Raw genomic sequence first — 26,205 nt, 5'->3', positions numbered from 1 at the left:
TTCTTCCTCAATCCCCTAATTTCTAAATGATACTATACAATACTGGAAAAATACCAACACACTGAGTGAGGAAAACTAATATGGCTTTTTGGCTATTTAAAACCGAACCCGACGCCTTTTCAATTGATGACTTAAAGTATGCACCCGAACAAACCACGTTATGGGAAGGCGTGCGAAACTACCAAGCGCGTAACTTTATCCGCGATGATGTTAAACAAGGTGATTTAGTGATGATTTATCATTCTAGCTGTAAACAGGTTGGCGTTGCGGGAATAGGAATTGTCACTAAAGCCGCTTACCCTGATCCGACTCAGTTTAACTTAAGTAGCGATTATTATGATGCCAAAGCAACCGTTGAGACCCCCCGTTGGTTTGTGGTGGAAGTAACCTACCATTCTCATCTCAGTAGCATAGTGAGCTTGCAAGCAATTAAGGCAAATGAGTCAGTGACAGACATTGCACTTAAAAAAGGGGGACGTTTATCGGTCATGCCAGTGACCGAAAATGACTGGAATGAAATTTTGAACATGGCTTAATAGTCGCAAAGGTAACATACATTTTGCCATTAAAAAGGCACTCCACCAGCGCAGCATAGCTTGGCTCAATTTCTCTTATGCCCTCAGATTTGCTATGATCTGCGGCTTGTGCGCACTGGAGGAAAAATGAAATTACTATACTGGTTAGATGAATGGTTAACTCTCAGCGATAATGAGAAGCAAGCAAAACTACCTACCTCTGGTGGGGATTTACTCGGTGATGTGTATGTAAAATATCACTTTGTTGATCTCAACAAACCCTTACTTTTTACTTTTTCACCTGCCGGTACTGATGTACAAGAGCGTGATTTGAACGAAGACTTTGCACCTTGGGGCTATCATTTAGCACAAAAGCAAAACGTTAATATTATTGCGTTTCAGCATTTGGGTAAAAGTAATTGGTTTCGTAACCGCAATTTAATCTTTTTTATTGAGCAACTATCAACCCTACTCTCTCCTTTTGAAACCAAGCTAGGCTATGGACTTAGTCGTGGCGGCTTTGCTGTGGGTGCATTTGCTAAATTACTCAAACTCGACAAAGTACTGCTTTTCCATCCTGTTAGCACTAAAAACAAACTTATCGCCCCTTGGGATGACCGCTCAAGTACCGACATTGCCCAGCAATATGACTGGCAAGGTGACTACCATGATTTAGATTTAGGGGATGCACAGGGCTACATTATTTACGACCCAACCAACCGCATTGACCGCCAACACGCTAAACGCTACCAGCAGCTCACTCACTTACGCGTATTTGGGATGGGGCACGGCACCCATGCCACTTATTTAAATAAGTTTGGGTTTTATAAACAAGTGGCTGTTGATTTTATTGCTAATCAACAAATCGACATTGCACAATTTAGGCTACAAACAAAAACACTGCGTTTAAAAGAGGATTATTATAAAAAACTTAATAAAGCCAATGCTAATTCGCCGCATCGTCAAGCGTTATTAAGTACCGCTCACACTATTTTAATCGACGAAAAAGCAGCGCACGTGCAAGAGCACCAAGAAAAAATTGATATTCAACCTTTAATAGACGTAGCCATTAAGCATCAAGATGAAAATCCAAATGATGCCATTAAACTATTAGAAGTGGCTCAACAGCTAGCGCCAGACGACCCGCTGGTTGAGCATAAGCTGAGACAATTAGAATAAGTAACAAAAGGTACTCATTCATTACTTTTTCTTGGCGTGCCCTTGCTTGGGCACAATCGAAAAGTAAAGAATCAGCGCTATCCACGAAAAGAAGATAGCGCCTACTAGCCAGCCATTTTTTTCATGGCCTTGGCTACGCTTACTGTTAAGAATTATCATAATAGGGAAAATATAAGCACATAAAACGATAATTAAAAACGCAATTTCAGTCATTATTTTTCCAAGCTAGGCCAGTCAACTTCATTACTCAATACTCGCTCTTGCGCAATGTAATGCAAAATATCTCCGGCGTTTACTGCATAATCTAAAGGCGGATTTAAATCCATATTTTTTGCACTTAAATTATGAGCCACACCTAACAATATTGCATCATGATCGTACTTAAAGTGATGAAATAATTTGCCAAACTCCATGGTTTTTACATTACTAGGGATTTGTAAACTAAACTGCGTATCACCATGCAAGGTTGATAATAGTTCCTCTTGTACACGACTTGAGCCTGGATCTTGCATTGAGCGCACTAAAATCTCTGCCGATTTAGTACTGCTACACTCTACGTTGTGGCAATGCTCTAATAACATTTCCACTTTCGTTTCATCAAAGAAGTGTGCACTTATGTGACAATCTTCTTTGACTAAACGGCTAATACGCAGTGCGGTGGTAAATGTTTGGTCGTCATCTTGGCCATCAATAATCACTTTATCGGCGTGGCGAATGGCAACGCGTTCTAATTCATCCAAATCGGTGAAACTGGTTAGGCGAGCAAAATCAACATTCTCATTACTTAAAAACGGATGCTCTATTTGTTCAGTAACCGCTAATAAAATACGGCGATCTGTCCGCTTAGTATCAGCCAAAATGTAGTCGATCATTTTTTTGGTACGAGCATTATGCCAACCAAAAATAATAATATGATTGCTACTGTGAGCAAAGTTTTTATCACCAGTCATAGCGCGCCTAATTAAGTAAGTTACTGTTTGTCCTGTTTTACCCAACAAGACACCAAATAAAGCCAAACCAAAAGGTATTTGTATTAATGCGACAATCCAACGACCTAAATCAGTTGATGGACTTAAATCCCCATACCCTACCGTTGAAGTGGTTACCGTGTAGTAGTAAAAAAAAGTACCCGGTGAAAGCAGTGCCTGCTCATTTGCCACTAACAATAAGCACCAAGTAAGCAGCATATGTAAGGATGTTGCTATTACAACAGACTGCCAACTTACCTGATCAATATGGCTGCGCAACAGCACAACAATACGTTTAAAAATATGATGCATAATTTTTTGTTAATCGATTGATTATTTAAATCATTTAGTAACACGATACTGCACATGATAACACTTAAGCAACGTTTTACTGTAATCGAAATATTCACGGTTCGTTATGAAGAAAAATAAGAGTAAACTATAGTTATAAAGTTATGAGGAAAAATATGGGTCTATTATGTCAGGTGTTTTAGCGTCAGTTGATCAGCGTACTCAGCTTGTAGGCGAAAATCGTTTAGAGTTGCTACTTTTTTATTTGCATAGCCGCCATTTATTTGCACTCAATGTATTTAAAATAAAAGAAGTGGTAAAGCTTCCCCGTTTAAGCAAAATACCGCACTCTCACCCTAAGGTAACCGGTGTAGCCAATATACGCGGTGAATCTATCCCAGTGATTGACCTTCGCCAAGCCATTTCTATGGCTAAAAAAGAATATGGTGAAGATTGTAACCTGGTCATAACTGAATATAACCGCACCACACAAGGTTTTTTAATTGGCAAGGTTGATCAAATCATGAATATGACCTGGTCTGACATTATGCCGCCACCCAGCTCTGTGGGTAAAAATCATTATATTACGGCACTAACTAAAGTGCAGCGTGATGGCCAAGAGCAATTAGTTGAAATTATTGATGTAGAAAAAGTACTCGCTGAAATAGTTGAGTACGAGGTCAATATTACTGATGGGGTGTTGGATGAAACCATAGTAAACGAATTTGCAGGACGCAAAATATTGCACGCCGATGATTCGCCAACAGCACGTAAACAAGTTAGCGATACGTTATCGCAGCTTGGTATCGAAATTATTCCTGCCAGTAACGGCCTAGAAGCCCTACAAATGCTCAAAAGCTGGGCTGATGAAGGACGCGATGTTGAAAAAGAGCTGCTAATGGTGATTACCGATGCCGAAATGCCTTCGATGGATGGCTATCGCTTAACCTATGAAATACGTAACGACAACCGCTTAAAAAACTTACATGTGGTGCTTAACACGTCCCTGAGTGGTAGCTTCAACCAAGCCATGGTGGAAAAAGTAGGCTGTAATGCATTTTTATCAAAATTTCAGCCCGACTTACTCGTTCAAGAAGTACAAAATCGCTTAAAGCAAGTGCTTGGTGATTCTTAATTGAGCATAACTAGCAAATACCGACCAAGGTAAGTATTTGCTAGCGACATTCCCTCATCAACAACCTTTAAAAAGTCTGCCTTGCTGAGCGTTTATTCAAAGCGGTGTTTGCTAATCCTAAGATTTCATGATTAATTAACAAATAAGTTTTCACTAACTCGTTATTAATTATGCTTAATAAAGTTGCCAGTCCATTTACCAAGCTCGTCGAGCGCTACTTACCCGACCCATTTATATTTGTTATTTTGCTCACCATTATTACTTTAGTCATTGCGAATTTAGCGACCCCTGCAACCACACTTGAGGTAATAACATCATGGGGTAGCGGGTTTTGGAACTTACTGAGCTTTGCCATGCAAATGCTATTGGTGCTAGTAACAGGCTACATGCTCGCCAGTACCTCGTTAATAAGTAAGTTATTAACAAAATTAGCAACGCTTGCTAATACGGCTCCAAAAGCCATTATTTTAGTGACATTTATTTCGCTGTTAGCAAGCTGGCTTAATTGGGGATTTGGCTTAGTAATTGGGGCTTTATTTGCTAAAGCAATTGCCAAACAAACTCGAGTAGATTATCGGCTATTAGTAGCAAGTGCTTACTCAGGTTTTGTAGTATGGCACGGCGGATTGGCGGGATCCGTACCACTCACCATTGCCACCGAAGGGCATTTTTCACAGGCGACTATGGGTATTATTGGCACACAGCAAACCTTATTCGCAGGCTTTAACATTGCGATTCTGATTGGCTTATTTATTATTATGCCGCTGGTTAACCGCTACATGCTACCGAGTGAAAAAGACAGTGTTTATGTTGACCCATCACTGCTTGAAAATACCCTAACTGATAAAGTCGCAATAACACGCCCTGCTCAACATTTAGAGCAAAGCAAACTGCTAGGTATGGGCATTGGCTTACTCGGACTTGCCTACTTAGGCTATTACTTTTTTATCGCAGGTGGCGGCTTAAATCTCAACAGTGTGATAGCGCTTTTCTTATTTTTAGCTATCACACTACATCAGACCCCCCACAATTTACTAAATAGCCTACAACAAGCGATTCCAAGTGGCGCAGGAATTGTAATTCAGTTCCCTTTTTATGCCGGTATTATGGCGGTCATGGTCGATACTGGACTGGCGCAACAAATATCACAGGGCTTTATTGCCATCGCTGATGCCGATAGCTTGCCATTTTACAGCTTTATTAGTGCAGGACTCGTTAATATGTTTGTACCCTCAGGTGGCGGACAATGGGCAGTACAAGCGCCTATTGTTATCCCTGCAGCACAAGAGCTTGGTGCAGATATGGCGCGGGTTGCTATGGCTGTGGCGTGGGGAGATGCGTGGACTAATTTAATTCAACCCTTTTGGGCATTACCGGTATTAGCCATTGCAGGATTAAAAGCTAAAGACATTATGGGCTTTTGCGTGGTACAGCTGATTATTACTGGGGTGTTTATATCCTTGATGCTAAGTTTTTATCCATGAGTATTCTGGTAATAAATAGGCGCGATTTTATATCGCGCTTGCTAGCTGCAAACCAAAAGAACTAAGTAAGAAAGTAAAGTTAACTGATAAGTCATTTAATCTCACTAAATAATTTCACCTAGTGCCAATAAATTACAGATCATGTGAGCGATAATGCAATACCACAAGTTACCCGATAGATGACGAATTAATCCCATCAAGCAAGAAAACACAAACAGAGAAATAAAAATTTCAACTTGATCATACTGCCCATGTAACAATGTAAACACGATACTTGGGATAATAATTGCGCCAATAGCTCCCAAGGCTGTTTTCTTCAGCCTGTAGAATGCTACTCCTCGAAAAACTACTTCCTCAAATATAGGCCCAATAAATACTACGGCTAAAAACAGCATAATTTTAGCTAAAAGCGAGTTTGTTTGTGCTTTAACTTCTAACATAAAATCTGGCAAGGCGACTTCCATAAAGCCAAAAAGCCATTGTTCCAGTAAAACGTAAGCCGCTGTTAATAACACTGTAATGATTAAAGGAAAAAGAGCCACCTTCTCTATTGCTAAACGCCCAATAACTTCGCTTTTATTTTGCGCATCAAGAGTAGACTTTAAAAATGGCAGCGTAAGTACAGCAGTGAGGAAGGTAGATATAAAAACTAAGCCGGGATTCGAATCTAGTTGCTCTAAATAAGTAATGTCATTTAATAATAATGCCCCACCACCCGATAAAAAAATAATCAAGTATGAAGCCATTGGGAGCGCCAGTGAAAAAAAGGCCAACCAATAAAGCGTGTACAATAAAGATTCCACTGTACTTTGATTTACTTGTTGTTTTATCGCATCATCCATAATTTTATCAGCTCACGGCTTCTTGTTATTTTTCATTCTGAGGGATAGTACCATACCAATTCCCCCATTAAGAAACAAACCAAAACTAACATCTTGCCATCGCCACACAAACCTTAAAAAATACCATGCAAAAAACAGCATGGTGAGCAAAATTCGATCTGCCATACTGTTTTTTTAGCTCGATAAGATTTTCATCGGTAAGCTTAATATCGCGTTTTCAGAGTCAGCAAAGTGCATCATCACTGCTACATGGCCAGCAACCACCAGTGCATACATGACCGCTGAAAAGCCTTGGCCATATTTATCTAATGGCAATAAATGCGAATAATGACGGCCGCGCCATTCAAACACAATTTCCAGTGCGCCAACAAACAAAAAGAACACCAGCAACATCAAGCCAAACGTATAGCTAAGCCATAAACCAAATAGCACACCTAGTAAGCACACACTTAAACCAACCCATGAGCGCATTGAAAAGCTAATACTTTTTAGTACATGCCCACCATCTAGCGGTAAAATAGGCAGTAGATTGAATAAATTAAGCAGCGCACTAAGTACCGCAACGCCTGCAAATATTTCCATTTCTGTGGCGTAATAAAGCACCACGCCTAACACTGAGGTAAACAAACCAAAGGCAGGGCCCATTAGTGAGATCACCACATCTTGCCAGCGCGTAGTTATTTTATCGTCGCTAACGGCTAACCCGCCTACAAAAGGAATTAAATAAATGCCTTTGGTTTTTATCCCAAAATACTTCATAGCTCGTACGTGGCCATATTCGTGTACCACCAGGCAAGCAATCAGCATTAACGCAAATTCAATGGTAAACAGCCAAGCATAACCGGCCACCGATGCGCTCGCTAGCGCCACTTTAACAACCTTAGCACTTTTAAATAACTTAAAGCCTAGCGCCGCAAGTCCCAAAAAGCCTTTTTTAGATTCGCCTTGCGCCGCCACAGGTAAAGCCAGCTGAGTGGCAAACTGATTATCTACAAATAGCGCAATACTCTGTTGGTTAACGTCACTGCTATCAATACCAATTAGCTGCTCATCAAGCATAAACTCAACATAGTTTTCACGTGGATTTTCAAATGCAATCGCTTGCTGATCATGAAATATTTTTACAATTTGTTGCTTATCTAGCATAAGCGTAAACGGTTGTTCGGCTAGATTCAGATCGATTTTTATCATTGTTATATCAGTTCGCTTAATTAGGGGCGCTATTTTGAGGCAGAAAAATCCTGTCGATAGCAAGGCAAAAACTTCGTTATTTAGTTGCTTTAAAGGAGAATATTTAACGCAGCTCGCGTCTGACTTGCCCCCTCAAAATGATTAAGTATTATTGCGGCTTGGTATTATAACCATTATAAATTATGGCGCTAGTATACCTACCCACCTAAAAAACACGAGCAAGATAGAATAATTTGTCGATTGGATTTTGCTGATATTTAAAATTTAAAACAGCAATAAATACTGACAAAAACAATTCAAGCGACTATTTTTAAAACAGAGGGATATAAATTACGACCGTTAAGTTAAGGACAACAATGCACACAAAATTACCAAACATACTCGTTGTCGATGACTCAAAAGCCATTTTGATTGTCATGAAAGCTATTTTTAATGAACTCGAAATGTCGCAATCCACAACCACCTGTTTAAACCCTGTTAAAGCACTTGAAAAAGTAAAAGCTGATATAAACTATTTTGATGCCATATTTACCGATCTTAATATGCCAGAAATGGATGGCATGGAGCTGATCCGTAATTTAGGTGAAATAGGCTATTGCGGTGCAATTGTTATTATTTCTGAAATGGACCCTAAAATAATCAGCCTAGCCGCTGACCTCGCTAAACAGCACAATGTGCATTTAATTGGCAACCTATCTAAGCCTGTGCAACTCAATCAGGTAAATACGTTACTTACCAAAATCGCTCAGTTAAACAGCCACACACTTGTAAAAGAGCGCCCAATCACTAAAGAAAAGCTAATTAACGCATTAAAAAATAATGAAATAACACCTTACTATCAACCTAAAATAAATATAAACACCAATCAAATACAAAGTGTTGAAGTGCTGGCTCGCATTGTTTCAAGTAAAGACGAGCGAGTTATTTTACCAAGCCGTTTTATCAGCCTGGCTGAGCAATGCGATTTAATCAATGACATTACGTTTACGCTATTTGAAAAAGCCTGTGGTGACATCAAGCAGCTAAAAGAGCAGCTAGGTACAAACTTGAAATTGTCATTTAACTTATCGCCGTGTCAGTTAGATGATTTAAACAGCCCCAATAAGTTATTACAGCTTTTACAAAAACATGATGTTTTACCCAGTGATGTGGTGCTTGAAATAACCGAGCAGCATGCCCTTTCAAGCTACACACAACTCGAAACCTTAAATAGATTAAGAATATTCGGCTTTGGTATTTCACTCGATGACTTTGGCACTGGTTTTACTAATATTAACCAACTGAAACAGCTGCCATTTACAGAAGTAAAAATAGATCGCTCTTTTATTAGCCACATAGAAACCGATAAGTTTTCTCAAGTGGTAGTCAGTTCACTAATTAATATGACAACCCAAGAGCAGCTTGAATTAGTGGCCGAAGGGGTTGAGCGCCCCGAAGAGCTGGCCTACCTCAAGCATTATCAAACAAATTTAGCTATACAGGGCTTTTTATTTAGTTGCCCAAAAGCAAAAGCTGAATTTATCTCGTGGGCCCAACACTGGATAAAAACAGCTGCTAAAACAAAAAACAGCTAACGAGATTCATTATCGTCGGCGCTGACGATATGCTCACTATCAGCTAAACGCTGGTGCCAACGCTGCTTTGCTACGGCGCGCATATTGGTTGATTGATCTCGCTCATCCACAATTTCTAAGCCCATTAACGCTTCTATCATATCCTCGAGCGTTACAATTCCTTGCACATCACCGTATTCGTCAATCACTAAGCAAATGTGGGTACGTTGGGTGAGCAATGTTTGTAATAGCGACGATACATTTTGGGTGCTCGGTACCGTATAGATAGGTTTAACTAACTTACTAATTTTGTAATCTGTGCCTAACCGATGATATGCCAACATAATATCGTTTTTATGTACAAAGCCTATGATATCGTCAGCGTCTTTGTCATAAATTAGCACTCGAGAGAATGACGACGAACCGTGTTCACTCAAGTATTGATTAACGGTAAGATCTTTATGGATTTTAAAAATGACCGTACGCGGTGTCATTAAATCGGTTAGTTTTGCATGCCTAAAGTGCAGCAAATTACGAATGATTTCTGATTCATCAGCATGAAGCGCCCCAGACTCACTACCAATGTCGGCCATTGCTTCTATTTCTTGGCGAATATAATAGGCCTCATTATGCTTTTGACCCATCAAATTAGTTAGCTTTTGTGCTGCCCAAACAAAAGGCTTAAGGACTAGTACCAAAATACGTAAACCATAAGTCACACTAGGCGTTAAAGCACGCCAATAATTAGCCCCCAGCGTTTTAGGAATAATTTCAGATAACACCAGTACCAATAAAGTCATAATCGCAGACGCAATCCCCACAGCCGCATCTGAAAACACCACGGCAGCCTGTGCGCCCACGCCCGCAGCACCAGCAGTATGTGCAACAGTATTAAGTGTTAAAATAGCCGCTAATGGCTGATCGATATTACTTTTTAGCTTCTCTAGTTGCTTAGCCAGTACTGGCCGCTCTTTACGAAGCAGCGCAACATAACTAGGTGAAATGCTCAATAGCACCGCTTCCATGACAGAACATAGAAACGAAATCACAATCGCTGTAACCATGTAAACGATTAATAGTGTCACTTTTTTTCCTCTAAATTGGATATATGAGCATCATAACAATACATGCTATATTTGGCCAAATCTCCAATAATAATAGGCATAGCAATGAATTTAAGCGCACCTTGGCATCGTTACGCAAAACGTTTTACTCACTTGGCAGCCCTACTCACATTAAGTAGTTTGAGTTTAACGGCATTAGCTGCCCCACTCGATCAATCAAAAATTCAGTTTATCGGGCCTCTTGCAGAAGACATGCAAGCAAAGCCATTTCAAACACCGCATGGCGACGTGATTATCAATAATCTGCTTGCACAACTTGAATCAAACAAAGAAAGCTTTGTTGTGTTTGGTAAAAAGCACAAGTGGCAACCACTTGATAAAATTAACGCGCTTACTTTAGGCGGTTTACAAGCACTTAAATTTAATATTGAAACTAACCGATTTACTCAAGGCTCCTTAAATATTAAAGGAATAGAGCAAGGCCAGGTTTTTATTAACGGTGAGAAACAAAGTGGTGAAAACCAACGCTATCAGCTTGCTTTAAATAACGGCTCACACACCGTTATTGTCATTGCTCAACAGGTTGCTAATTGGAATGATGTCACCTTAGAGTTTGTGCCAAAAGCAGAAACTGACGCCGTGACCCTAACGACAAATAAGACCAAGCGCTTATCGGCTAAGCAATTGTTTGACGCCCCAACTATTAGCGGCTTGTCTTTGTCACCTGATGCTAAGCATTACTTAAGTACAACAAAGCGTTACAGCGATAAAACAGGCAACGACGCCATTACCACAACCGAGCTTAAAAATACTAATAACCAAACGGTATACCGATTTGAAGAAGCGCAGCCTAGCCAATTCACTTGGAGTCCTGATAATCAATTTTTAGTCTATTTACTCAACGGCGAATTAAAGCAGTTAAACCGTAAAACTTTCGCTATAAAAACCTTAGCCTCAGGCCTTGAGGGGGCAAGCAACTTTAGCTATTACAACGATAATAGTATTCTTTTTAGCTGGTCCAAATCACCTGAAGAAACCAATAGCCTCACTAAACATCATAAAGGCTTGCAAGACCGTTGGTCTTACGCCCGTACGGTTAGCCAATTATATTTACTCGATGCCCACAGTGGTTTAACCAAAGCCCTGACCGAAGGCGTATTAAGCCATCAACTTGAAGATGCTAATAGCAACCGTGGAAAACTATTAATAAGTCGTCCAGTAATGGCCATGCAAGCCTCAACCCATCCAGAGACTGAGCTGGTTGAACTTACATTAAAATCCAACAGCATAAAATCGTTAGGTAAGTTTAAAACCTTTAATCAAGCGAAATATACCGCAAACAATATTTATGTTGTTGCAGGCCCTGATTTTAAAAATGGCGCAGGCAGAGTACTACCGCAAACCATGCTGGCGAATAATTATGATGGCCAGCTGTATTTACTAACCGATAACGCTAAAAAAGTAACGGCGTTAAGTAAACAGTTTGACCCTGCGATTGGCACATTGGAAGTACTAAGCAATGGCGATGCGTTAATCAAAGTGACAGAAAAAGACACCCAACCACTGTATTTATATGATCTGAGTAAACAACGCTTTAAAAAGTTAGATACAGGGTTTGATATTGTAGAACAGTTTAGTTTTTCAAATACTCGCAATACCCAGCTACTGCTCTCTGGCAGTAATGCTTCAAGCGCCCAACAACTCAAGCGCTTTGACGTAAGCAAAAATAAGGTGGAGTTAATCTGGGATTCAAACCCGATTGCATATGCCAATACCACGATTCCTAAGCTTGAAGAATTTAACTTTACCAATAAGCGTGGCGTAGAAATATCTGGTCGTGTTTATCTGCCAAGTAATATTGATAAAACTAAAAAGCACCCTGCTCTGGTCTATTACTATGGTGGCACCTCACCTGTGACTCGTGGATTTACAGGGCGTTACCCTTTTAATTTATGGGCAGCAAACGGCTATGTGGTTTATGTGGTACAGCCAACTGGTGCAACGGGCTTTGGACAAACTTTTTCAGCGCAACATGTCAATGCGTGGGGCGATTATACCGCCGATGACATTATGCAAGGCACAGAGGCATTTTTAGCTAAATATGATTTTGTAGACAGAAGTAAAGTCGGTAATTTAGGGGCATCTTACGGTGGGTTTATGACGATGCTGCTTGCTACTAAAACCGATATGTTCAGCGCGTCTATTGCTCATGCGGGAATTTCAAACTTAACTTCTTACTGGGGTGAAGGATGGTGGGGATATTTATACTCAGGCGAAGCCTCTAAAAATAGTTTCCCGTGGAATAACTCTGAACTTTATAGCCAACATAGCCCAGTGTTTCATGCCGATAAAGTGACCACGCCATTACTGCTTATTCATGGTGACAGCGATACGAATGTGCCAGTAGGTGAAAGCTTAACTATGTACACCGCGCTAAAACTGCTAAATAAAGATGTTGAAATGATTGAGTACAAAGGAGCCGATCATCAAATATTTGCTCGCGATAAGCGCTTTAATTGGTGGAACACTATGTTGGCTTACTTTGATAAAAAGTTAAAAAATGAACCACAATGGTGGGATTCAATGTACGGCCAGTAGTCATTTAAATGCGCACTTAAAATAATTTATAAAAAGTGCGCAATACAAAGGTAATTTCATTATTCTTTTTTGTAATATAAAGTTACCGAAAAAAATTAAACTCTGTGTTATGCATGTAACGAATAATGCTAACATGCAAGGCTACTATTAAAAAAATAACAGACTATGGCAATTAATGTTTTATTGGTTGAAGATGACGAGCTGCTAGTAAAGCGCATCCAAAATCATTTTATAAATACCGAGTTCTCTATTGACGTTGACGCAACGGGTGCCGATGCTTTAAGCATTGTTAAAAGCCGTGTAAATCAGCGCAGTGCTATTTCCTTGGCAATTATTGATATTGTGCTGCCAAAGCGCAATGGTTTACAACTTGCCAAAGAGTTAAATACGCTCACCGATATTGGTGTTATTTTGTTATCGAGTCGTGACTCACAAGCTGATCGTATTGCTGGTCTTGCTCAAGGTGCCGATGACTATATTTGCAAGCCTGTCGATTTACTCGAGCTTGAGTTGAGAATGCGCGCTTTATACAAACGTATTGCAAACAATCAACACGACGATGACAGTGAAGAGTTTATCGAATACGCTGATTTTAAACTCCATCCAGATAACCGCACACTCATTACAGCCAGTGGGATTGAATCACGGCTCACCGAAGCAGAGCATAAAGTGCTTATTTGTTTAATCGGCAATGCCGGTAAAGCCACTTCACGTGAAAAAATATCAGAAGAAATTGGCCAGCCTGATTGGAGCCCCAACGATCGTACCGTAGACGTGTTAGTGGGTCGTTTACGTAAAAAGCTTAACGATGAGAAAGATCAAAAACGCATCGTCACCGTGCGTGGTAAAGGCTATATGCTATCTATTTAGTATTGGGTTAACTGCGATAATAAACGCTCAAATGCCCGATAATTAAGCGCTTCTTTAAGCTCATTTAAACTAATTTGTGGCGCGCCCTTTAAATCACTAATGGTACGCGCTACTTTTATCACTCTATGATAAGAGCGCGGCGATAACGCCAGCTTTTCACTTGCTCTAGCTAAAAACTGTAGCTCCGCAGCGGGTAACTCGCAGTATAAGCTCATTTCTTTGTTATTTAGCCGCGCATTCACTTTACCTTGGCGTTTTAATTGTATTGCATAAGCCGCTTCTACTCGCGCTCTCACTTCAGCACTGGTTTCTTCTGCAGTCGTACTTTGTAGCTCCACACTGCTTAGTCTAGGGAGCTCAATTTGCAAATCAATTCTATCGATAAACGGTCCTGATACCCGCGATAAATAACGCATCACTTGATCAGGGGTCGCCCGTTTATCATGATAGCACCCAGTCGGGCTGGGATTAAGTGCTGCAATAAGCTGAAACTGTGCCGGAAATTCCATTTGTCTTGCCGCGCGCGAAATCGTCACGGTTCCGGTTTCCATTGGTTCTCGTAACGAGTCCAGTACTTTGCGCTCAAATTCAGGCAGCTCATCTAAAAATAATACGCCATTGTGCGCTAACGATATTTCACCGGGTTTAGGGTTAGACGAACCGCCTACCAGCGCAACTGCAGAGCAAGTGTGATGAGGATTTCGAAATGGTCGCTGACGCCAGTTGGTTAAATCGATTGAGTGGCCAATAATGGAATACAAAGCGGCAGTATCAATGGCTTCATCATCTGACATGGTTGGCATTATTGTAGACATTCGTTGCGCAAGCATTGATTTGCCGGTTCCTGGTGGCCCTAAAAATAGTAGGTTATGTCCACCTGCGGCAGCAATTTCTAGTACTCGTTTAGCACCGGGTTGGCCTTTTACATCACTTAAATCGAGTAAAAAATCTGGCGCTTGGGTACAGTCAGGGTAGGCAATATTCAATGGTAAAGGTTGTTGGTTGAGTAAGTCTCCCCACACCTCTTGTATAGAGCTTACCGCTTTTCGTTTTACACCGCTGACAAGGCTGGCCAAACTATCGTTTTCAAGAGGAAGAAAGCAACAACGGTTTTGCTCTTTAGCACCGAGCACTGAGGGTAAAATAGCATTCACTGCACGTATTTCACCATTAAGTGCAAGCTCACCATAAAACTCATACTTATGAATATCAGGGCAGACTATTTGCCCCGATGCGACCAAAATGCCTACCGCAATCGCAAGGTCAAACCGCCCGCCGTCTTTTGGTAAATCGGCAGGGGCTAAATTGATTTACCTGCAATGTAATGGGATAATATTTAAATCAACCAAGATTATAGAATTAAAAATGAAACCAACAGCTTTCATCTATGGGCGCGTCAGCAGCGATAAGCAAACTATAGGTACATCTATTGAAATACAAACTGACCTCAAGAAAGCAAAGCAAATAGCATCTGAGCATGGTTGTGAATTATCAGAGTTAATAACTGTTGATGAAGGGGTCTCAGGCTTCTCTGGTAGTAACTTGAAAACAGGAAAATTAAAAGACTTGTTAGAGATAGTTAAAAGAAATGACCTTATCATCTTAAGAGCGCTAGATAGATTTTCACGAGGCTCACTATATAAAGTAAATAGTATTTTCACCGATTTATTACATAAAGGTGTTCGGTTTTACACCACTATGGATAATAAATTATATGGTGGTGAGAGCAGCAATAAGGTTGTTGATGCAATAGTTAGCGTGATTGGATTTAATAGTGCATTCGAGGAAAGTAGTAAAAAAGCAGCATTAAATAACGATTATATATTAAAGCGAATTACCCAATTCAATGATGGCATACGAGGCTTAAATAATGCTCCTTTACATCACGGAAAAAGCATCCCTTTTCACTGCCAGCTAGTAGGTGAAGATAAAAGTAAAGTAGTAGTAAAGCATCCTAAGAATTTTGACGTAGCAAAAGAGATTATCGCTCTTGCTTTAAACGGAAGCGGTCTTCACAAAATTATTAGAGTGGTTAATGAAAAGCATAATATTTCAAGAACAAAGCAGTGGTTAAAAGACTATCTCAAAAGCCATACTCTTTACGGCAACTGTATTTTGAAGGTTCAAGATAGAACGCAAAAAGTTATATATGATGGCTTCGGCGAAACATACCCCAAGAAAGAATATATTTTGAATGAATATTATCCTGCGGTTTGCACAAAAAATGAATGGCTAGGCCTACAGGAAACTAGAAAGCGCTCCATTAAACTCAGATCTGAAGGTCAAAAATACTATAGCTTATTATCGGGAAGGCAACGGTTGTATTGCTCATGTGGTAAACCATTAACCGTCATATATGGGAAGAATGCCACACAACCAATATATTATGGTTGTATTGATCAAATATCATGTCGAAATATGGAGCAAATTTACGTCTTGAATCATGTAATTGCTGACGCTGTAACAGGAGATATTTATAAAAAAGACACAGATAAAAATACAAAAAATCGTGAGATAGAAACAAACAAATTAAATGGTGAAATAACGGAGCTTCAGGAAAGCATAAATAATATGCTGAAACTTGTAGAAGACCACCCTCTAGCATACGGTGATAAGTTCGCTCCAAAAATAATAGAGTCAAAAAAGGCTATAGAAAAAAAACAAAAGTTATTAGATGAATTTAATGGTCAGAAATTTATAAGTTCTCGAACAATCGAAGAACGGAATATGATTCCTAATGAAATTAGGAAGATAAAAGATCAGTTGTTAAATGGTACAAGTGAGCAAAATCTAGAAAATGGAAACAAGATATATAAAATAATAAAACGAATTACCTTAGATAAGAATGGATTAATCAGCATTGAGTTTGAAAGCGGAGAATTTAAAGTATGCTATTTTCCTATTCAAAATAAGTCTAAAGGAAGAAGAATGGGCAGTTTCCTGCATATTTTTAATAATACCGAAGATAGTTTGTACTCTTCCATGAAACAAGACCCTGAATTCTCATTAGTGACATTTACTAGAGAAGAGCTAGAAAACAAAAACCATGTAATACATATAGATAAAATAAACCCTTCATTACTGAAATTATTCAGCCACGAAAGAACTATTATGGCGTGTGACAAAGCAGTCAGCCATATAAATAATTATGTAAAAAGTTATGGATATTTTATTTTAAAAAGCTCATTCGCTATAGACAGCGGATTAACTGAGAAACAATGGCAAAAGCATAAATCTTACTGTACAGCTTTTTTTGAGAAGCGAGGAATGATATATAAAGTTGAGTTTATTACAAAAAACAATGGCCGAAATAGCATTTCAATTATTTCAGACAAAGTATACACAGTAGAGGATATCCACGGCATTTTGTGGAAGAACATTAAAAATTATAAACAGCTTATAGTGCTTTCGTAGCATCATAGCTATTTTACTAATCATTCTTTATGTCAAATATATAACTGAATGTTAATCTATTGCCTACTAAGGAATTAAATTTCATGGGAAAGAAACTAAGTATAAGCATTTTATTTTTTTGTAGTCTAACTTCGTTGCTTCCAGCAAAGGTATATTCTGGACCGAGTCAAGAAACAACTTGGCTTATGAATGAGCCAGCATCATTATTTGATCTTGGGATTATTAAGACAAAAGCCATACTAGAGGATGCAGAAAAAAACTTTCTCAGGAAGTTGGAAAGAGACGCAAATTTAAGCATGAAGCCTCCCTCATCATTTATTTCTTATAGTTGGGAGCAGGACAGAATTACTTTATCTTGGGACAAAATTTTAAATAAAAAAGAAATGGAAAAACTCGATATAATTCCACTTTCAGATGAGTCTCAACCGAGGTTTAACAGGTTCTGTCGATATATGTTGAACTCTTTAGTTAATAATACTTTTGGTCAAAACGACTCATGGAAATACTTCGGTAGTATTAGACTTAATGCAACGTTTGGACACTTCGATTATGTGAAAAATAATATGCCAAAAGACTTATACCTAAATTTAGCTGGAAAGTTGGTTTATGAAGTAGCACTTTTGACATACGAAAGTGAAGATTATCCTGTTAGACAAATGAAGTGCAAAACCGATTTTAATAATTCATTAAAGACCTCTGAGCCTGTTTTTATCGATTTTTTAAAAGAACAAAAACTAAAGAATAAAAGTTAGCTTCACCTAAGAGCCTGCTCTATTTCTAATTAGAGTGGGTTTAACAACTCTAAATTATCTATCAAGTAATAAAGAAAATGATTAACCCATCTCTAAAATTCAACTGAATAAGTCTTAAAAATTCGCCTTTCACATTTTGAAAAGATCTAGCATTAAAACTTATAATATACTTCTAAAACGTTTATAGCTTTGCAATCAACTCAATAAAAACAAAACCCAAAGAATTAACTATGCATTTTAGCTATAAAAAACCGTAAAAACAGCAACAAAAACCCACGAAGCCGCAAGTATCAAAAAAAAATAAAACAAAACTTCTGTAAGTTAGAATTATTATGCTTCATTTACATTCATTTACAAAAAACATGGCCTTTTGCTTATAATTCATACAGAAAAAGCATGTTTGCAGAAAAAACTTTTATATATATACATGTGTACTCACTAAATTTAGTGAGTTTTTTTGATTTAAACCTTACGAATATCGTAAGAAGTAAAGGTAGATATATGAAGACATACAATCACGTTTTTAAAAATTTAAGTAAGCTAATGGAGCTTAAAGCTAAGTGGGAAAGTGGTAGATATAGCAAGGCAGAATTATCACGATACTATAAAGTGAGTGAGCCAACGATATTGAGAAATTTAGAAAAGCTTAAAGCACTAAACTGAAAATAGAATATGAGTAAATCAAATTGATTTATACCAACGATTAAAACATAAACTTGCCTGCATAAGGGGGCGGATTGAAAAATAGGTAAACATAATGAATACAATTACGAATAATAAAATTGCAAAATTGGGAGCACCATTTACTGTTATAGAAAAGCACTTACAAAAAAAGGTTAGCGCCGCCACAACGCAACCCTTTTCCAAAAAACCTCACAATAATATTTATGTAGAAAAAATTGATGCTTTACACAAAGCTAGTGGCAATTTCACCAAAGTAGTTCCTACCAGCACTGATAAAAAACAAGACTTATTAAAAAATATTAACGTTGGTTTTGCGCCAGTTAAAGACGGTTTTTTAACTAAAATTAAAGGTATTCAGCTTGTGCGTGTAATTACTGCAATTGCTGAGGGTAAGTTCAATGCACCCGTTGCCGAATATAAACAAGCTAAAAAAGAAAGTGAAACAAAAGTAAGTAAGGATTTTTACCTACCTAAGTTTACACCACACGGTTTTAAAATTGATGGTTTTCATAAAATTGAGTCTACAGACAAGGGTTTAAACACCTTCACCGCTAATGGTGTGTTTCATGCTGACTTAGACAATATTCCTGAGAATGAATTAAATCGTGTATGGGATGCGTTATTAACTACTAAGCCTTTTTTTGTGATGGTGTCGCCTTCTAAAGATGGTATTAAATGTTTTTGGTTAAATGACCTATACACTAACAAAGGCTCATACAATACGTTTGCAGCGTTCAAAGGTGATCGTAAAGCTCACATGAACATGAACCGTATAATGGTTAAAGACTTATTAAAAATGGCTGGTATTGTTGAATACTACGATCAAGCGCCTACTAACAATAATTCTTTATGTTACGTGTCTGACGATACACGCATTCATTTAAACAATGATTTTAACGTTTATTCTGTTAAACAAGCTTTAGCTTTTATCAATAACGTTAATAAGCAAGTAAAGAGCATTGACGAAAAAATTAAAAGCGTTCGTTCTAGTATGAGTGAGTTAGGCGCTAATGAACTTAAACTTACAGAACCTATGATTGATGCACGTGTTCAATCAACTAGTGAGAAGTTCAGCAATAATACAAAAAGCTTTGCTACTGGTGACGGTAACGGTGCTGCGTATTCAATGGCTTGCTCAATGATTGCTAAGGGTGTTGATGATTCACGTATTATACTTGAGTTAGATGTGTTTAAGGCACGTTTTAGTAAACGTCCTACATGGACGGCAGAAAGTAAATTAAACGCTGCTAAAAAGAACAGTGCAAGACCATCTATTGCTCTTGAATACAAGGGTGCAGATAAAGTTGCTTATGCTAAGTTAGTGGATGAATTAAGAACATTTAATTGTAAAAAGACTTTTGTTTATAATTGCCTAAAAGCAGTTAGTTTTGTTGATGAAAAAGTTAATGTTGAAAAAGAAAACAAGGGTGAACTAGTTTTCGATAAGAGTATTAAAAACCTTAAACTTACTTGTATGACTGGTTTGCCTGCTACTGGTAAAACTTTTAAAGCAACTAAAGACGCTGTTCGTGACATGATTGATGATAAAGCATGTTCACTTTACATTTTACCTGATCGTGCCTCTATGCGCAGAGGGGTTGAGGGTTCACGTTACGAAGAAGTTATTAAACATTTAACCGCTTTGGTTAATACTGGTGAATTATCTTTAAAGGAGTTTGAAGCATACAAAGATCGTGTAGTTACAATTTTTGCAAGCGATGCAGCAGACGAAGAACAAAAATATGGCACTGTAGCGTCACAATTCGATAACGTGTTTAGGTTCGATAAAGATTTTGTAAAAAATGGCGGTATCGTGTTTATGACTTTTGCAGGTTTTTTAACTGTTAATACAACTGACTTAGATTTAAGAAACGTTCATTTATTAAAAGATGATGTTGATGGACTATCAACACCTGTTAAATTAAATACGAATGGTGCTTTGTGGACTAGTCAACAAAAGAAAGATTTATTAAATTATTTTGAATATGAAAAACGTTCTAACAGCTATAAAATTAATGGTCTTAGCAAAGATGGTTTAGAATATTACGTAGAAAATGAAAAGAATGGTAATGCTGAAAAACTGTTCAAGCGTGTTGAGGAAGTTAAAACAATTCATGCTGACAATAAAGCAATTTTCTACACTTTTAAACCAGAAATAGACAAGGGCTACAACGTTTATAAATCAAGAATAATTGACGTTGATACATTCGTTAATTTTGGGCGTGGTGTTACCTTTATTGGTGACTCAGTTCAAGAGAATCCGATTGTTAGATTGTTAACTAAAGCTGGTGTGAACTATCAAGAAGAAAACTTGAAACTTAGGATCAAGAACTTTAATAAACGTGCGGGAACTGTTTACTATGTTACTGAACACAACATGAGTAAAACCAAAATGAACAACATTAAAGAACGTGGATTTATGATAACAAACGCTATCAAGAAAGAATTTGCTGGTGGTCGTAAAGCTTTATTGTGTGTTAACAATGATCAGTTACAAGATGGTGAACTAGCACGTGACCTTGAACACCATTTTGATTTAACAAGTGTTCCAGCTAATACAAAAGGTAGAAATGATTTAAAAGAAAACGATTTAATTTTAGGTCTGTTCCGTTGTGATCTACCTATTGACGTAAAATTAACTACAGATGAAATACAAGGTTTAGGCGCAGACGAACTTGAAAACTGGATTCAGATTAACTTACTTTTACAAGCGTTTTTTCGTGGTGTGTTACGTTACGAAATTGATGATCGTGTATGCGATATAGTTGTTCCTAATAAAGCTCACGCTGAAGCTATTGTTAATCAAATATTTTTAGAAACGGGTGTTAAATTAAATACTAAATGTTTAGATGAAAACGTTTCTAAATCTTTTGAAAATGGTAAACGTGGTGTTCGCCCTCTTTCTGGTGATAAAGCTATGGATGCAAAAACTAAAAATACTCGTAGAGCTATTAAAAAGAAAGTTGATGCAATAGACAATTCATTATCTATTGATGATTTATTGAAGTTTTATGATGGTGACTTTATTAATGCGTTTGTTAATGAAAGTAGCACAAAAAATAAAAATAAAATGGTTAATAATTTGGTTGATGCTTTTAAAGCGTCAATCAATGATGCAAAAACTTACACCGAAATACCAGAAGGGATTGATGGGGATTTAATTGGTGTAAGTTTTGATGAGGATAGTATTGCTAGTGACTCACATGAATTAACGTTATTAACGGGTATTAATGACAGTAATAATGAGTCAATTGATAACAACAAGATTTATGATGAACTATTTAACCAAGATGCAGCTAATGATCCTGTAATTGAGCAACCAATAGAATTTAAAAAAATTGATAATTCACAATTAATCAACTTTGGGTAAAATATTAACTTCGGTCAAGTTCCTGAACTAATACAGCTTAAATTTAATAGTGTGATATGAGTTGTATCACACTATTAAAAATCTTTAGCGCTTATTTATTTTTAGAACATTTATCCCTAATTTCAGAGATCGCTTTTGATGAACCACTAAGAGAATATTTGAAATATGTAGCTTGCTCACCATGCCATTGAAGTTCAACAAGCGCTGTACTAGAAGCTTCTATTTTTGAAGTTACTACAGAGTCATCTTCAAAATGTAAAAACTTTGCGCCCCAATCTTGGGTAAGTGAAATGTCCTCAACATTATCGTTCCACTTAATACGTGTTTTAATTAAGTTGTAACCACTTTTTGTAGTATCTTTTGATAAATTTGGGGCTTCATTAAAACCTAAATACACCCATTCTTTACCAGCACTGCAACCCACGCCCATATAGCTATAAACATCGTGGTATGGAAATCCCATTTTTTTCGATGGATAAGATCTAGGCGAATGGGCGAAAGCAGTAAATTCTCCTGTCATCTCATCTTTTGAAACTGACGTAACCCAAACTGGCTTGGGTGGCGCTGCTTTTTTTACTTTTTCAGATTTTATAGTTTCATTTTTTTCTGAACTACTTACTTTTGCAGGTGATTTAGTTGCGCTATCTGTTGATTGACTTGATGTATAAATACCTAGAATTATTAGGATTAGAACAAGCCATGTGAGTAATGATGTTTTCTTAGGGGCTTTTGCACCACACTTGGGGCAAGATTTAGCTTTATTGCTAACCTCTTCACCACACTCTTTACATTTAACTAATGCCATTTAATTTTCCTTAATTATTTTAAAGTTAGACTGATTTAGACCTGGAAAAGCTTAATTATGGAGGAGCTAAAGTGACTAATAATATTCAGGCAAGTTTGATTAGTTTTAAGCGATCCATGCATAACTATTTTTGTACAATGCTATATTCTTACCAATTAATAATTTTTAATCAAGCATACACTATGAAATACATTATTTTCATTTTAACTCTTCTATTCGTACCATTGTCTGTAGCAAAAACTTATGGGGATTTGAACGTATTTGAAATTGTAAGTATTTACGATGGAGATACATTTCGAGTTAATCTTGATGGTGATATGCCCCGAATTATTGGTGAGAATATAAGTGTTAGAGTAGCTAATATCGACACGCCTGAGTTAAGGGCAAAATGTGAAAATGAAAAAATATTAGCTAAAAAAGCAAAGCAATTCACAGTTCAAAAATTAAGAGAAGCTAAAGTTATAGTTCTGAAAACTGTTCAACGAGGGAAATATTTTAGAATAGTTGCTGATGTATACTTAGATGGTGTATCACTTTCAAATCAATTACTTGATAATAAGCTAGCTGTTACATATTCTGGCGGCAAGAAAAAACATGACTGGTGTAATATCAAGTCTTGAAAAGACTAACCTAAAAGGGAATTTAATTGAGTATTCATGAAACTTATTCTAAACGACAAGCTAGATTGAACGGCGATCAAGTTGATGTTTACAAGTATAACTGCCTACCTGATAAATTGAAAAATCAAATTATTCATATTTGGAATGATGTAATTGGCGATTATTCAGACATTTATGACGAAAAAGTATCTGCTTATTATGGACATATTCACAAAATACTATGTAGAGAAATGGGGGTATTTGAGTTGCCCCATAATGATTACAACTCTAAGGGTAAACCAAGTTTAGAAATTATAAGGTTTTTTTCAGGTAGTAGTAAGTTAGATGAAAACCTTGATGTAATTGAATTACTTTTTAAGGTAATAAACGTACCTACCTTTTTCAGTAAAAATGATGCTGAAAAAGCTATAAATGAGTTAAACATTCGATTCAAAGAAAATGCGGTAGGTTATCAATTCTTAAACAATGAAATCATACGTATAGATTCTGAGATCATACACTCAGAAGCTGTTGTACCAGCTTTAAGATTACTACATCAAAAAAAGTATGTAGGTGCAGAAACCGAGTTTTTAAAGGCTCATGAAGCATATAGAAAGTAAGCGTCTAGCGAACCACACCTAGCATCGATGTTCTGATTATCTAAAAATACCTGCTCAATGATAAATTCGGAGCAGGTGATGAAAACTTACAGAACAAGCGCACAGTGGCAGCAGCTTTTGCTGAAACGCAGTACGTTTAGTGGTACTAATATTGAATTCTGCCAACACCATAATGTCGCTATTACGACTTATTATAAACAACGTGCTTTACTGGCAAAAGACCAGCCTAATTCCACCTTGCCAGTGCACACGCAGTGCCTTACATCATCACGTTTTGTCCAGGTAAAACAAACTACTGAAGTCTGCGCGCAAACTCGTCAAAATACGCTGCAGTTTGATACGCTAACCGGCCAACTCACGTTTCCTATCGATTTAGCGACGGCCGATATCGTTGCCATTATTAAAGGGCTAACGGTATGAGGATGTTCGTTGATGTACCCACCGTCTATTTATGTGCCGATGCCGTTGATTTTCGAAAATCAATTAATGGTCTGGGGGCGTTGGTGGAAGCAGAGCTTGAACTACCCGTGCTCAGTGGTGCGCTATTTGTGTTTTGTAATAAAGGCCGTGACAAACTCAAACTGCTTTACTGGGATAACACCGGTTTTGCACTGTGGTATAAGCGATTAGATAAGCATAAGTTCAAATGGCCCAAACTCATGTCACCCACCATGACCTTAAGCGAGCAGCAATTACACTGGTTATTATCGGGTTATGATGTGATTGGACACAGTAAAATTGATGTCGCAGGTAAGCAAATGCTTTAATATTTGCGATCGATTGATGATCATCAAAGTGAGTTCAGTTAGCACTGCAAAGCCTTTGATGATGCCTTAAAATAGGCGTCATGAAAAATGAACTCGCCCTTAAACAGCGCATTGCTGAACTTGAAAAACTGTTAGCGCAGAAGGATGCCCAGATTGCGGCATTGGAAGAGCGCTGGAACTTGGCCCAACAAAAACAATTCGGCAAAAGTGCTGAAGGCTTTGCCGGGCAAGGCGAGTTATTCAATGAAGTGGAAGAAATTGTTGAGGAAGTTGAGGCAGAGCAACAATCCATTAGCTATACCCGTAAAAAGCCGGTGCGTAAGCCACTGCCAAAAGACTTACCTCGTGAGCAGGTTATTCACGACATCATCGACAAAACCTGTGATTGCTGTGGCGGTGAGCTACATAAAATGGGTGAAGATAAGTCAGAAAAGCTTGAGTTCATACCCGCTAAAATCAAAGTGATTGAGCATATTAGGCCTAAATACGCCTGCCGTCACTGTGATAAATCCTCAACTCAGACACAGATTAAACAAGCCTCAATGCCTGCCATGCCCATCAACAAAGGCATTGCAACCAGCAGTTTGCTCAGTCAGCTTATCACCAGTAAATACCAATACGGGTTACCGCTGTATCGCCAGGAAGCGATGTTTAAGCAATACGGTATTGAACTCAGTCGACAGACCATGAGCAGCTGGATAGACAAATCAGCCTCACTCTTCGCGCCATTAGTTGAACGGCTTAAAGCCGAGCTGTTAAGGCAACCCACGCTGTTTGCCGATGAAACGCCATTAAAGGTGGTGAAATCGGACAAAGTAAACAGTTACATGTGGGTGTATTGCTCGGGTCGAGATTCACCAGACCCGAATAATCCCATCCCTAATATCGTACTTTACGACTTCCACAATAGTCGCGCGGCCGCCTGCGTGGTCAATTATCTTGATGGATATCAAGGGTACTTGCACGTGGATGGCTATCAAGCCTATGCCAGAACAGAGGCAACCTTAATTGGCTGCTGGGCGCATGCTCGTCGTAAATTTATCGACGCGAAAAAGCTACAAGGTAAAAACAAAACCGGCAAAGCGGATGTGGTATTGAGCCTTATCCAAAAACTGTACGGCGTTGAGTCACGCATCAAAGATAAAAGTGTGGATGACAAATATACGGCAAGACAAGAGGTTAGCCTGCCTATTCTTAGCAAGCTAAAAATATGGCTTGAGCAGGATCAGCCAAATTTAGTGGGGAACAGCAAACTGATAGAGGCAGCTAATTACCTGGCAAATCAATGGCACAAGCTCATACGCTATGTTGATGAAGGCCGACTTAGCATCGATAATAATAGAGCAGAACGCGCGGTAAAACCGTTTGTGATAGGCCGAAAGAATTGGTTATTTAGCCAAACGGCTAACGGTGCCCATGCTAGTGCCACCCTTTACAGCATTGTGGAAACCGCCAAGATAAATGGTCTAATCCCATTTAATTACATCTGTGCTTGCCTTGATGA

Annotated in this window: 21 protein-coding genes and 1 pseudogene; 15 read left to right on the top strand and 7 right to left on the bottom strand. The window is 38.2% G+C overall.

The window, feature by feature from the left end; all coding sequences use genetic code 11:
• Window positions 1-80 precede the first annotated feature (80 nt).
• Both ND6B_RS13885 and ND6B_RS13890 read left to right on the top strand, forming a co-directional pair.
• Window positions 81-536 carry an EVE domain-containing protein gene (locus tag ND6B_RS13885; protein ID WP_033102924.1) on the top strand — a complete coding sequence of 152 codons (456 nt, stop codon included), beginning with the start codon at window positions 81-83 and terminating at the stop codon, window positions 534-536.
• Between the two features lie 126 nt (window positions 537-662).
• Window positions 663-1,694: a hypothetical protein gene (locus ND6B_RS13890; protein ID WP_028835916.1), complete on the top strand. Its 1,032-nt coding sequence runs from the start codon at window positions 663-665 to the stop codon at window positions 1,692-1,694.
• Window positions 1,695-1,715: 21 nt separating this feature from the next.
• Here ND6B_RS13890 and ND6B_RS13895 read toward each other — a convergent pair whose 3' ends face one another.
• Window positions 1,716-1,907 carry a hypothetical protein gene (locus ND6B_RS13895; RefSeq protein WP_013463775.1) on the bottom strand — a complete coding sequence of 64 codons (192 nt, stop codon included), beginning with the start codon at window positions 1,905-1,907 and terminating at the stop codon, window positions 1,716-1,718.
• Window positions 1,907-2,974 (bottom strand): potassium channel family protein, encoded by a 1,068-nt coding sequence (locus tag ND6B_RS13900; RefSeq protein WP_013463774.1) that lies wholly within the window; start codon window positions 2,972-2,974, stop codon window positions 1,907-1,909. Before ND6B_RS13900 ends, ND6B_RS13895 begins: the two co-directional genes overlap by 1 nt.
• A gap of 166 nt (window positions 2,975-3,140) precedes the next feature.
• Here ND6B_RS13900 and ND6B_RS13905 point away from each other — a divergent pair, with 166 nt between their 5' ends.
• On the top strand, window positions 3,141-4,088 hold the full coding sequence (locus ND6B_RS13905; protein ID WP_013463773.1) for a chemotaxis protein CheV: 948 nt from the start codon (window positions 3,141-3,143) through the stop codon (window positions 4,086-4,088).
• A gap of 170 nt (window positions 4,089-4,258) precedes the next feature.
• Window positions 4,259-5,572, top strand: coding sequence for a short-chain fatty acid transporter (locus ND6B_RS13910; protein WP_033102923.1), 1,314 nt, complete (start codon window positions 4,259-4,261; stop codon window positions 5,570-5,572).
• Between the two features lie 104 nt (window positions 5,573-5,676).
• Here the strand turns inward: ND6B_RS13910 and ND6B_RS13915 are convergent, their stop codons facing one another.
• Both ND6B_RS13915 and ND6B_RS13920 read right to left on the bottom strand, forming a co-directional pair.
• Entirely contained in the window at window positions 5,677-6,414 is a 738-nt protein-coding gene (locus ND6B_RS13915; protein ID WP_033102922.1) for a CPBP family intramembrane glutamic endopeptidase, read from the bottom strand.
• Between the two features lie 174 nt (window positions 6,415-6,588).
• On the bottom strand, window positions 6,589-7,605 hold the full coding sequence (locus ND6B_RS13920) for a metalloprotease (RefSeq protein ID WP_028835913.1): 1,017 nt from the start codon (window positions 7,603-7,605) through the stop codon (window positions 6,589-6,591).
• Between the two features lie 356 nt (window positions 7,606-7,961).
• Between ND6B_RS13920 and ND6B_RS13925 the strand changes: the two genes are divergently transcribed.
• Window positions 7,962-9,179 (top strand): EAL domain-containing response regulator, encoded by a 1,218-nt coding sequence (locus tag ND6B_RS13925; RefSeq protein ID WP_033102921.1) that lies wholly within the window; start codon window positions 7,962-7,964, stop codon window positions 9,177-9,179.
• On the opposite strand, the gene ND6B_RS13930 is transcribed toward ND6B_RS13925, so the two are convergent.
• Window positions 9,176-10,243, bottom strand: a complete 1,068-nt coding sequence (locus ND6B_RS13930) for a hemolysin family protein (protein ID WP_028835911.1) — start codon at window positions 10,241-10,243, stop codon at window positions 9,176-9,178. The genes ND6B_RS13925 and ND6B_RS13930 overlap by 4 nt on opposite strands.
• 84 nt (window positions 10,244-10,327) lie before the next feature.
• Between ND6B_RS13930 and ND6B_RS13935 the strand changes: the two genes are divergently transcribed.
• Window positions 10,328-12,820, top strand: a complete 2,493-nt coding sequence (locus tag ND6B_RS13935) for an alpha/beta hydrolase family protein (protein ID WP_033102920.1) — start codon at window positions 10,328-10,330, stop codon at window positions 12,818-12,820.
• A gap of 165 nt (window positions 12,821-12,985) precedes the next feature.
• Entirely contained in the window at window positions 12,986-13,690 is a 705-nt protein-coding gene (locus tag ND6B_RS13940) for a response regulator transcription factor (RefSeq protein WP_033102919.1), read from the top strand.
• On the opposite strand, the pseudogene ND6B_RS13945 reads toward ND6B_RS13940, so the two are convergent.
• Window positions 13,687-15,000, bottom strand: a pseudogene (locus ND6B_RS13945) (YifB family Mg chelatase-like AAA ATPase); the annotation flags it as partial. The gene ND6B_RS13940 and the pseudogene ND6B_RS13945 overlap by 4 nt on opposite strands.
• Between ND6B_RS13945 and ND6B_RS13950 the strand changes: the two are divergent.
• The 3 genes from ND6B_RS13950 (at window position 14,933) to ND6B_RS13960 (ending at window position 21,910) form a co-directional block, all read left to right on the top strand.
• Complete coding sequence (locus ND6B_RS13950; protein WP_033102918.1) at window positions 14,933-17,104, top strand: recombinase family protein; 2,172 nt, start codon at window positions 14,933-14,935, stop codon at window positions 17,102-17,104. The pseudogene ND6B_RS13945 and the gene ND6B_RS13950 sit on opposite strands and share 68 nt — an antisense overlap.
• A gap of 83 nt (window positions 17,105-17,187) precedes the next feature.
• The gene (locus ND6B_RS13955; protein WP_033102917.1) at window positions 17,188-17,856 is read left to right on the top strand and encodes a hypothetical protein; all 669 of its coding nucleotides are present in this window, start codon (window positions 17,188-17,190) and stop codon (window positions 17,854-17,856) included.
• Between the two features lie 757 nt (window positions 17,857-18,613).
• On the top strand, window positions 18,614-21,910 hold the full coding sequence (locus ND6B_RS13960; RefSeq protein WP_033102916.1) for a hypothetical protein: 3,297 nt from the start codon (window positions 18,614-18,616) through the stop codon (window positions 21,908-21,910).
• Window positions 21,911-22,001: 91 nt separating this feature from the next.
• Here the strand turns inward: ND6B_RS13960 and ND6B_RS19755 are convergent, their stop codons facing one another.
• On the bottom strand, window positions 22,002-22,715 hold the full coding sequence (locus ND6B_RS19755) for a zinc ribbon domain-containing protein (RefSeq protein ID WP_051686696.1): 714 nt from the start codon (window positions 22,713-22,715) through the stop codon (window positions 22,002-22,004).
• Between the two features lie 71 nt (window positions 22,716-22,786).
• On the opposite strand from ND6B_RS19755, the gene ND6B_RS0119035 reads away from it, so the two are divergent.
• From ND6B_RS0119035 to tnpC, 5 genes are all read left to right on the top strand, one after another.
• Window positions 22,787-23,335 carry a thermonuclease family protein gene (locus ND6B_RS0119035; RefSeq protein WP_235420442.1) on the top strand — a complete coding sequence of 183 codons (549 nt, stop codon included), beginning with the start codon at window positions 22,787-22,789 and terminating at the stop codon, window positions 23,333-23,335.
• A gap of 26 nt (window positions 23,336-23,361) precedes the next feature.
• Entirely contained in the window at window positions 23,362-23,934 is a 573-nt protein-coding gene (locus ND6B_RS13965; RefSeq protein ID WP_051686697.1) for an STM4504/CBY_0614 family protein, read from the top strand.
• 78 nt (window positions 23,935-24,012) lie between these two features.
• Window positions 24,013-24,354 carry a hypothetical protein gene (locus ND6B_RS13970; protein WP_008467385.1) on the top strand — a complete coding sequence of 114 codons (342 nt, stop codon included), beginning with the start codon at window positions 24,013-24,015 and terminating at the stop codon, window positions 24,352-24,354.
• Window positions 24,351-24,701: an IS66 family insertion sequence element accessory protein TnpB gene (tnpB, locus tag ND6B_RS13975; protein WP_016899347.1), complete on the top strand. Its 351-nt coding sequence runs from the start codon at window positions 24,351-24,353 to the stop codon at window positions 24,699-24,701. Before ND6B_RS13970 ends, tnpB begins: the two co-directional genes overlap by 4 nt.
• A gap of 80 nt (window positions 24,702-24,781) precedes the next feature.
• Window positions 24,782-26,205: IS66 family transposase (gene tnpC / locus ND6B_RS13980; protein ID WP_033102914.1), on the top strand; the 1,424-nt coding region annotated here is incomplete at its 3' end.

Origin of the sequence: Pseudoalteromonas sp. ND6B (assembly GCF_000764215.1) — a bacterium.
In the GTDB taxonomy this organism is placed as follows: Bacteria; Pseudomonadota; Gammaproteobacteria; order Enterobacterales; family Alteromonadaceae; genus Pseudoalteromonas; species Pseudoalteromonas tetraodonis.
The sequence above is the reverse complement of the archived record's forward strand: the minus strand, read 5'-3'. Positions and strand labels throughout refer to the sequence as shown.

What these genes read in the sequence shown, in the direction of transcription:
- ND6B_RS13885 (WP_033102924.1), top strand. Translation starts at nt 81, where the DNA reads ATGGCTTTTTGGCTATTTAAAACCGAACCCGACGCCTTTTCAATTGAT.
- ND6B_RS13890 (WP_028835916.1), top strand. Translation starts at nt 663, where the DNA reads ATGAAATTACTATACTGGTTAGATGAATGGTTAACTCTCAGCGATAAT.
- ND6B_RS13895 (WP_013463775.1), bottom strand. Translation starts at nt 1,907, where the DNA reads ATGACTGAAATTGCGTTTTTAATTATCGTTTTATGTGCTTATATTTTC.
- ND6B_RS13900 (WP_013463774.1), bottom strand. Translation starts at nt 2,974, where the DNA reads ATGCATCATATTTTTAAACGTATTGTTGTGCTGTTGCGCAGCCATATT.
- ND6B_RS13905 (WP_013463773.1), top strand. Translation starts at nt 3,141, where the DNA reads ATGTCAGGTGTTTTAGCGTCAGTTGATCAGCGTACTCAGCTTGTAGGC.
- ND6B_RS13910 (WP_033102923.1), top strand. Translation starts at nt 4,259, where the DNA reads ATGCTTAATAAAGTTGCCAGTCCATTTACCAAGCTCGTCGAGCGCTAC.
- ND6B_RS13915 (WP_033102922.1), bottom strand. Translation starts at nt 6,414, where the DNA reads ATGGATGATGCGATAAAACAACAAGTAAATCAAAGTACAGTGGAATCT.
- ND6B_RS13920 (WP_028835913.1), bottom strand. Translation starts at nt 7,605, where the DNA reads ATGATAAAAATCGATCTGAATCTAGCCGAACAACCGTTTACGCTTATG.
- ND6B_RS13925 (WP_033102921.1), top strand. Translation starts at nt 7,962, where the DNA reads ATGCACACAAAATTACCAAACATACTCGTTGTCGATGACTCAAAAGCC.
- ND6B_RS13935 (WP_033102920.1), top strand. Translation starts at nt 10,328, where the DNA reads ATGAATTTAAGCGCACCTTGGCATCGTTACGCAAAACGTTTTACTCAC.
- ND6B_RS13940 (WP_033102919.1), top strand. Translation starts at nt 12,986, where the DNA reads ATGGCAATTAATGTTTTATTGGTTGAAGATGACGAGCTGCTAGTAAAG.
- ND6B_RS13950 (WP_033102918.1), top strand. Translation starts at nt 14,933, where the DNA reads ATGCCTACCGCAATCGCAAGGTCAAACCGCCCGCCGTCTTTTGGTAAA.
- ND6B_RS13955 (WP_033102917.1), top strand. Translation starts at nt 17,188, where the DNA reads ATGGGAAAGAAACTAAGTATAAGCATTTTATTTTTTTGTAGTCTAACT.
- ND6B_RS13960 (WP_033102916.1), top strand. Translation starts at nt 18,614, where the DNA reads ATGAATACAATTACGAATAATAAAATTGCAAAATTGGGAGCACCATTT.
- ND6B_RS19755 (WP_051686696.1), bottom strand. Translation starts at nt 22,715, where the DNA reads ATGGCATTAGTTAAATGTAAAGAGTGTGGTGAAGAGGTTAGCAATAAA.
- ND6B_RS13970 (WP_008467385.1), top strand. Translation starts at nt 24,013, where the DNA reads ATGAAAACTTACAGAACAAGCGCACAGTGGCAGCAGCTTTTGCTGAAA.
- tnpB (WP_016899347.1), top strand. Translation starts at nt 24,351, where the DNA reads ATGAGGATGTTCGTTGATGTACCCACCGTCTATTTATGTGCCGATGCC.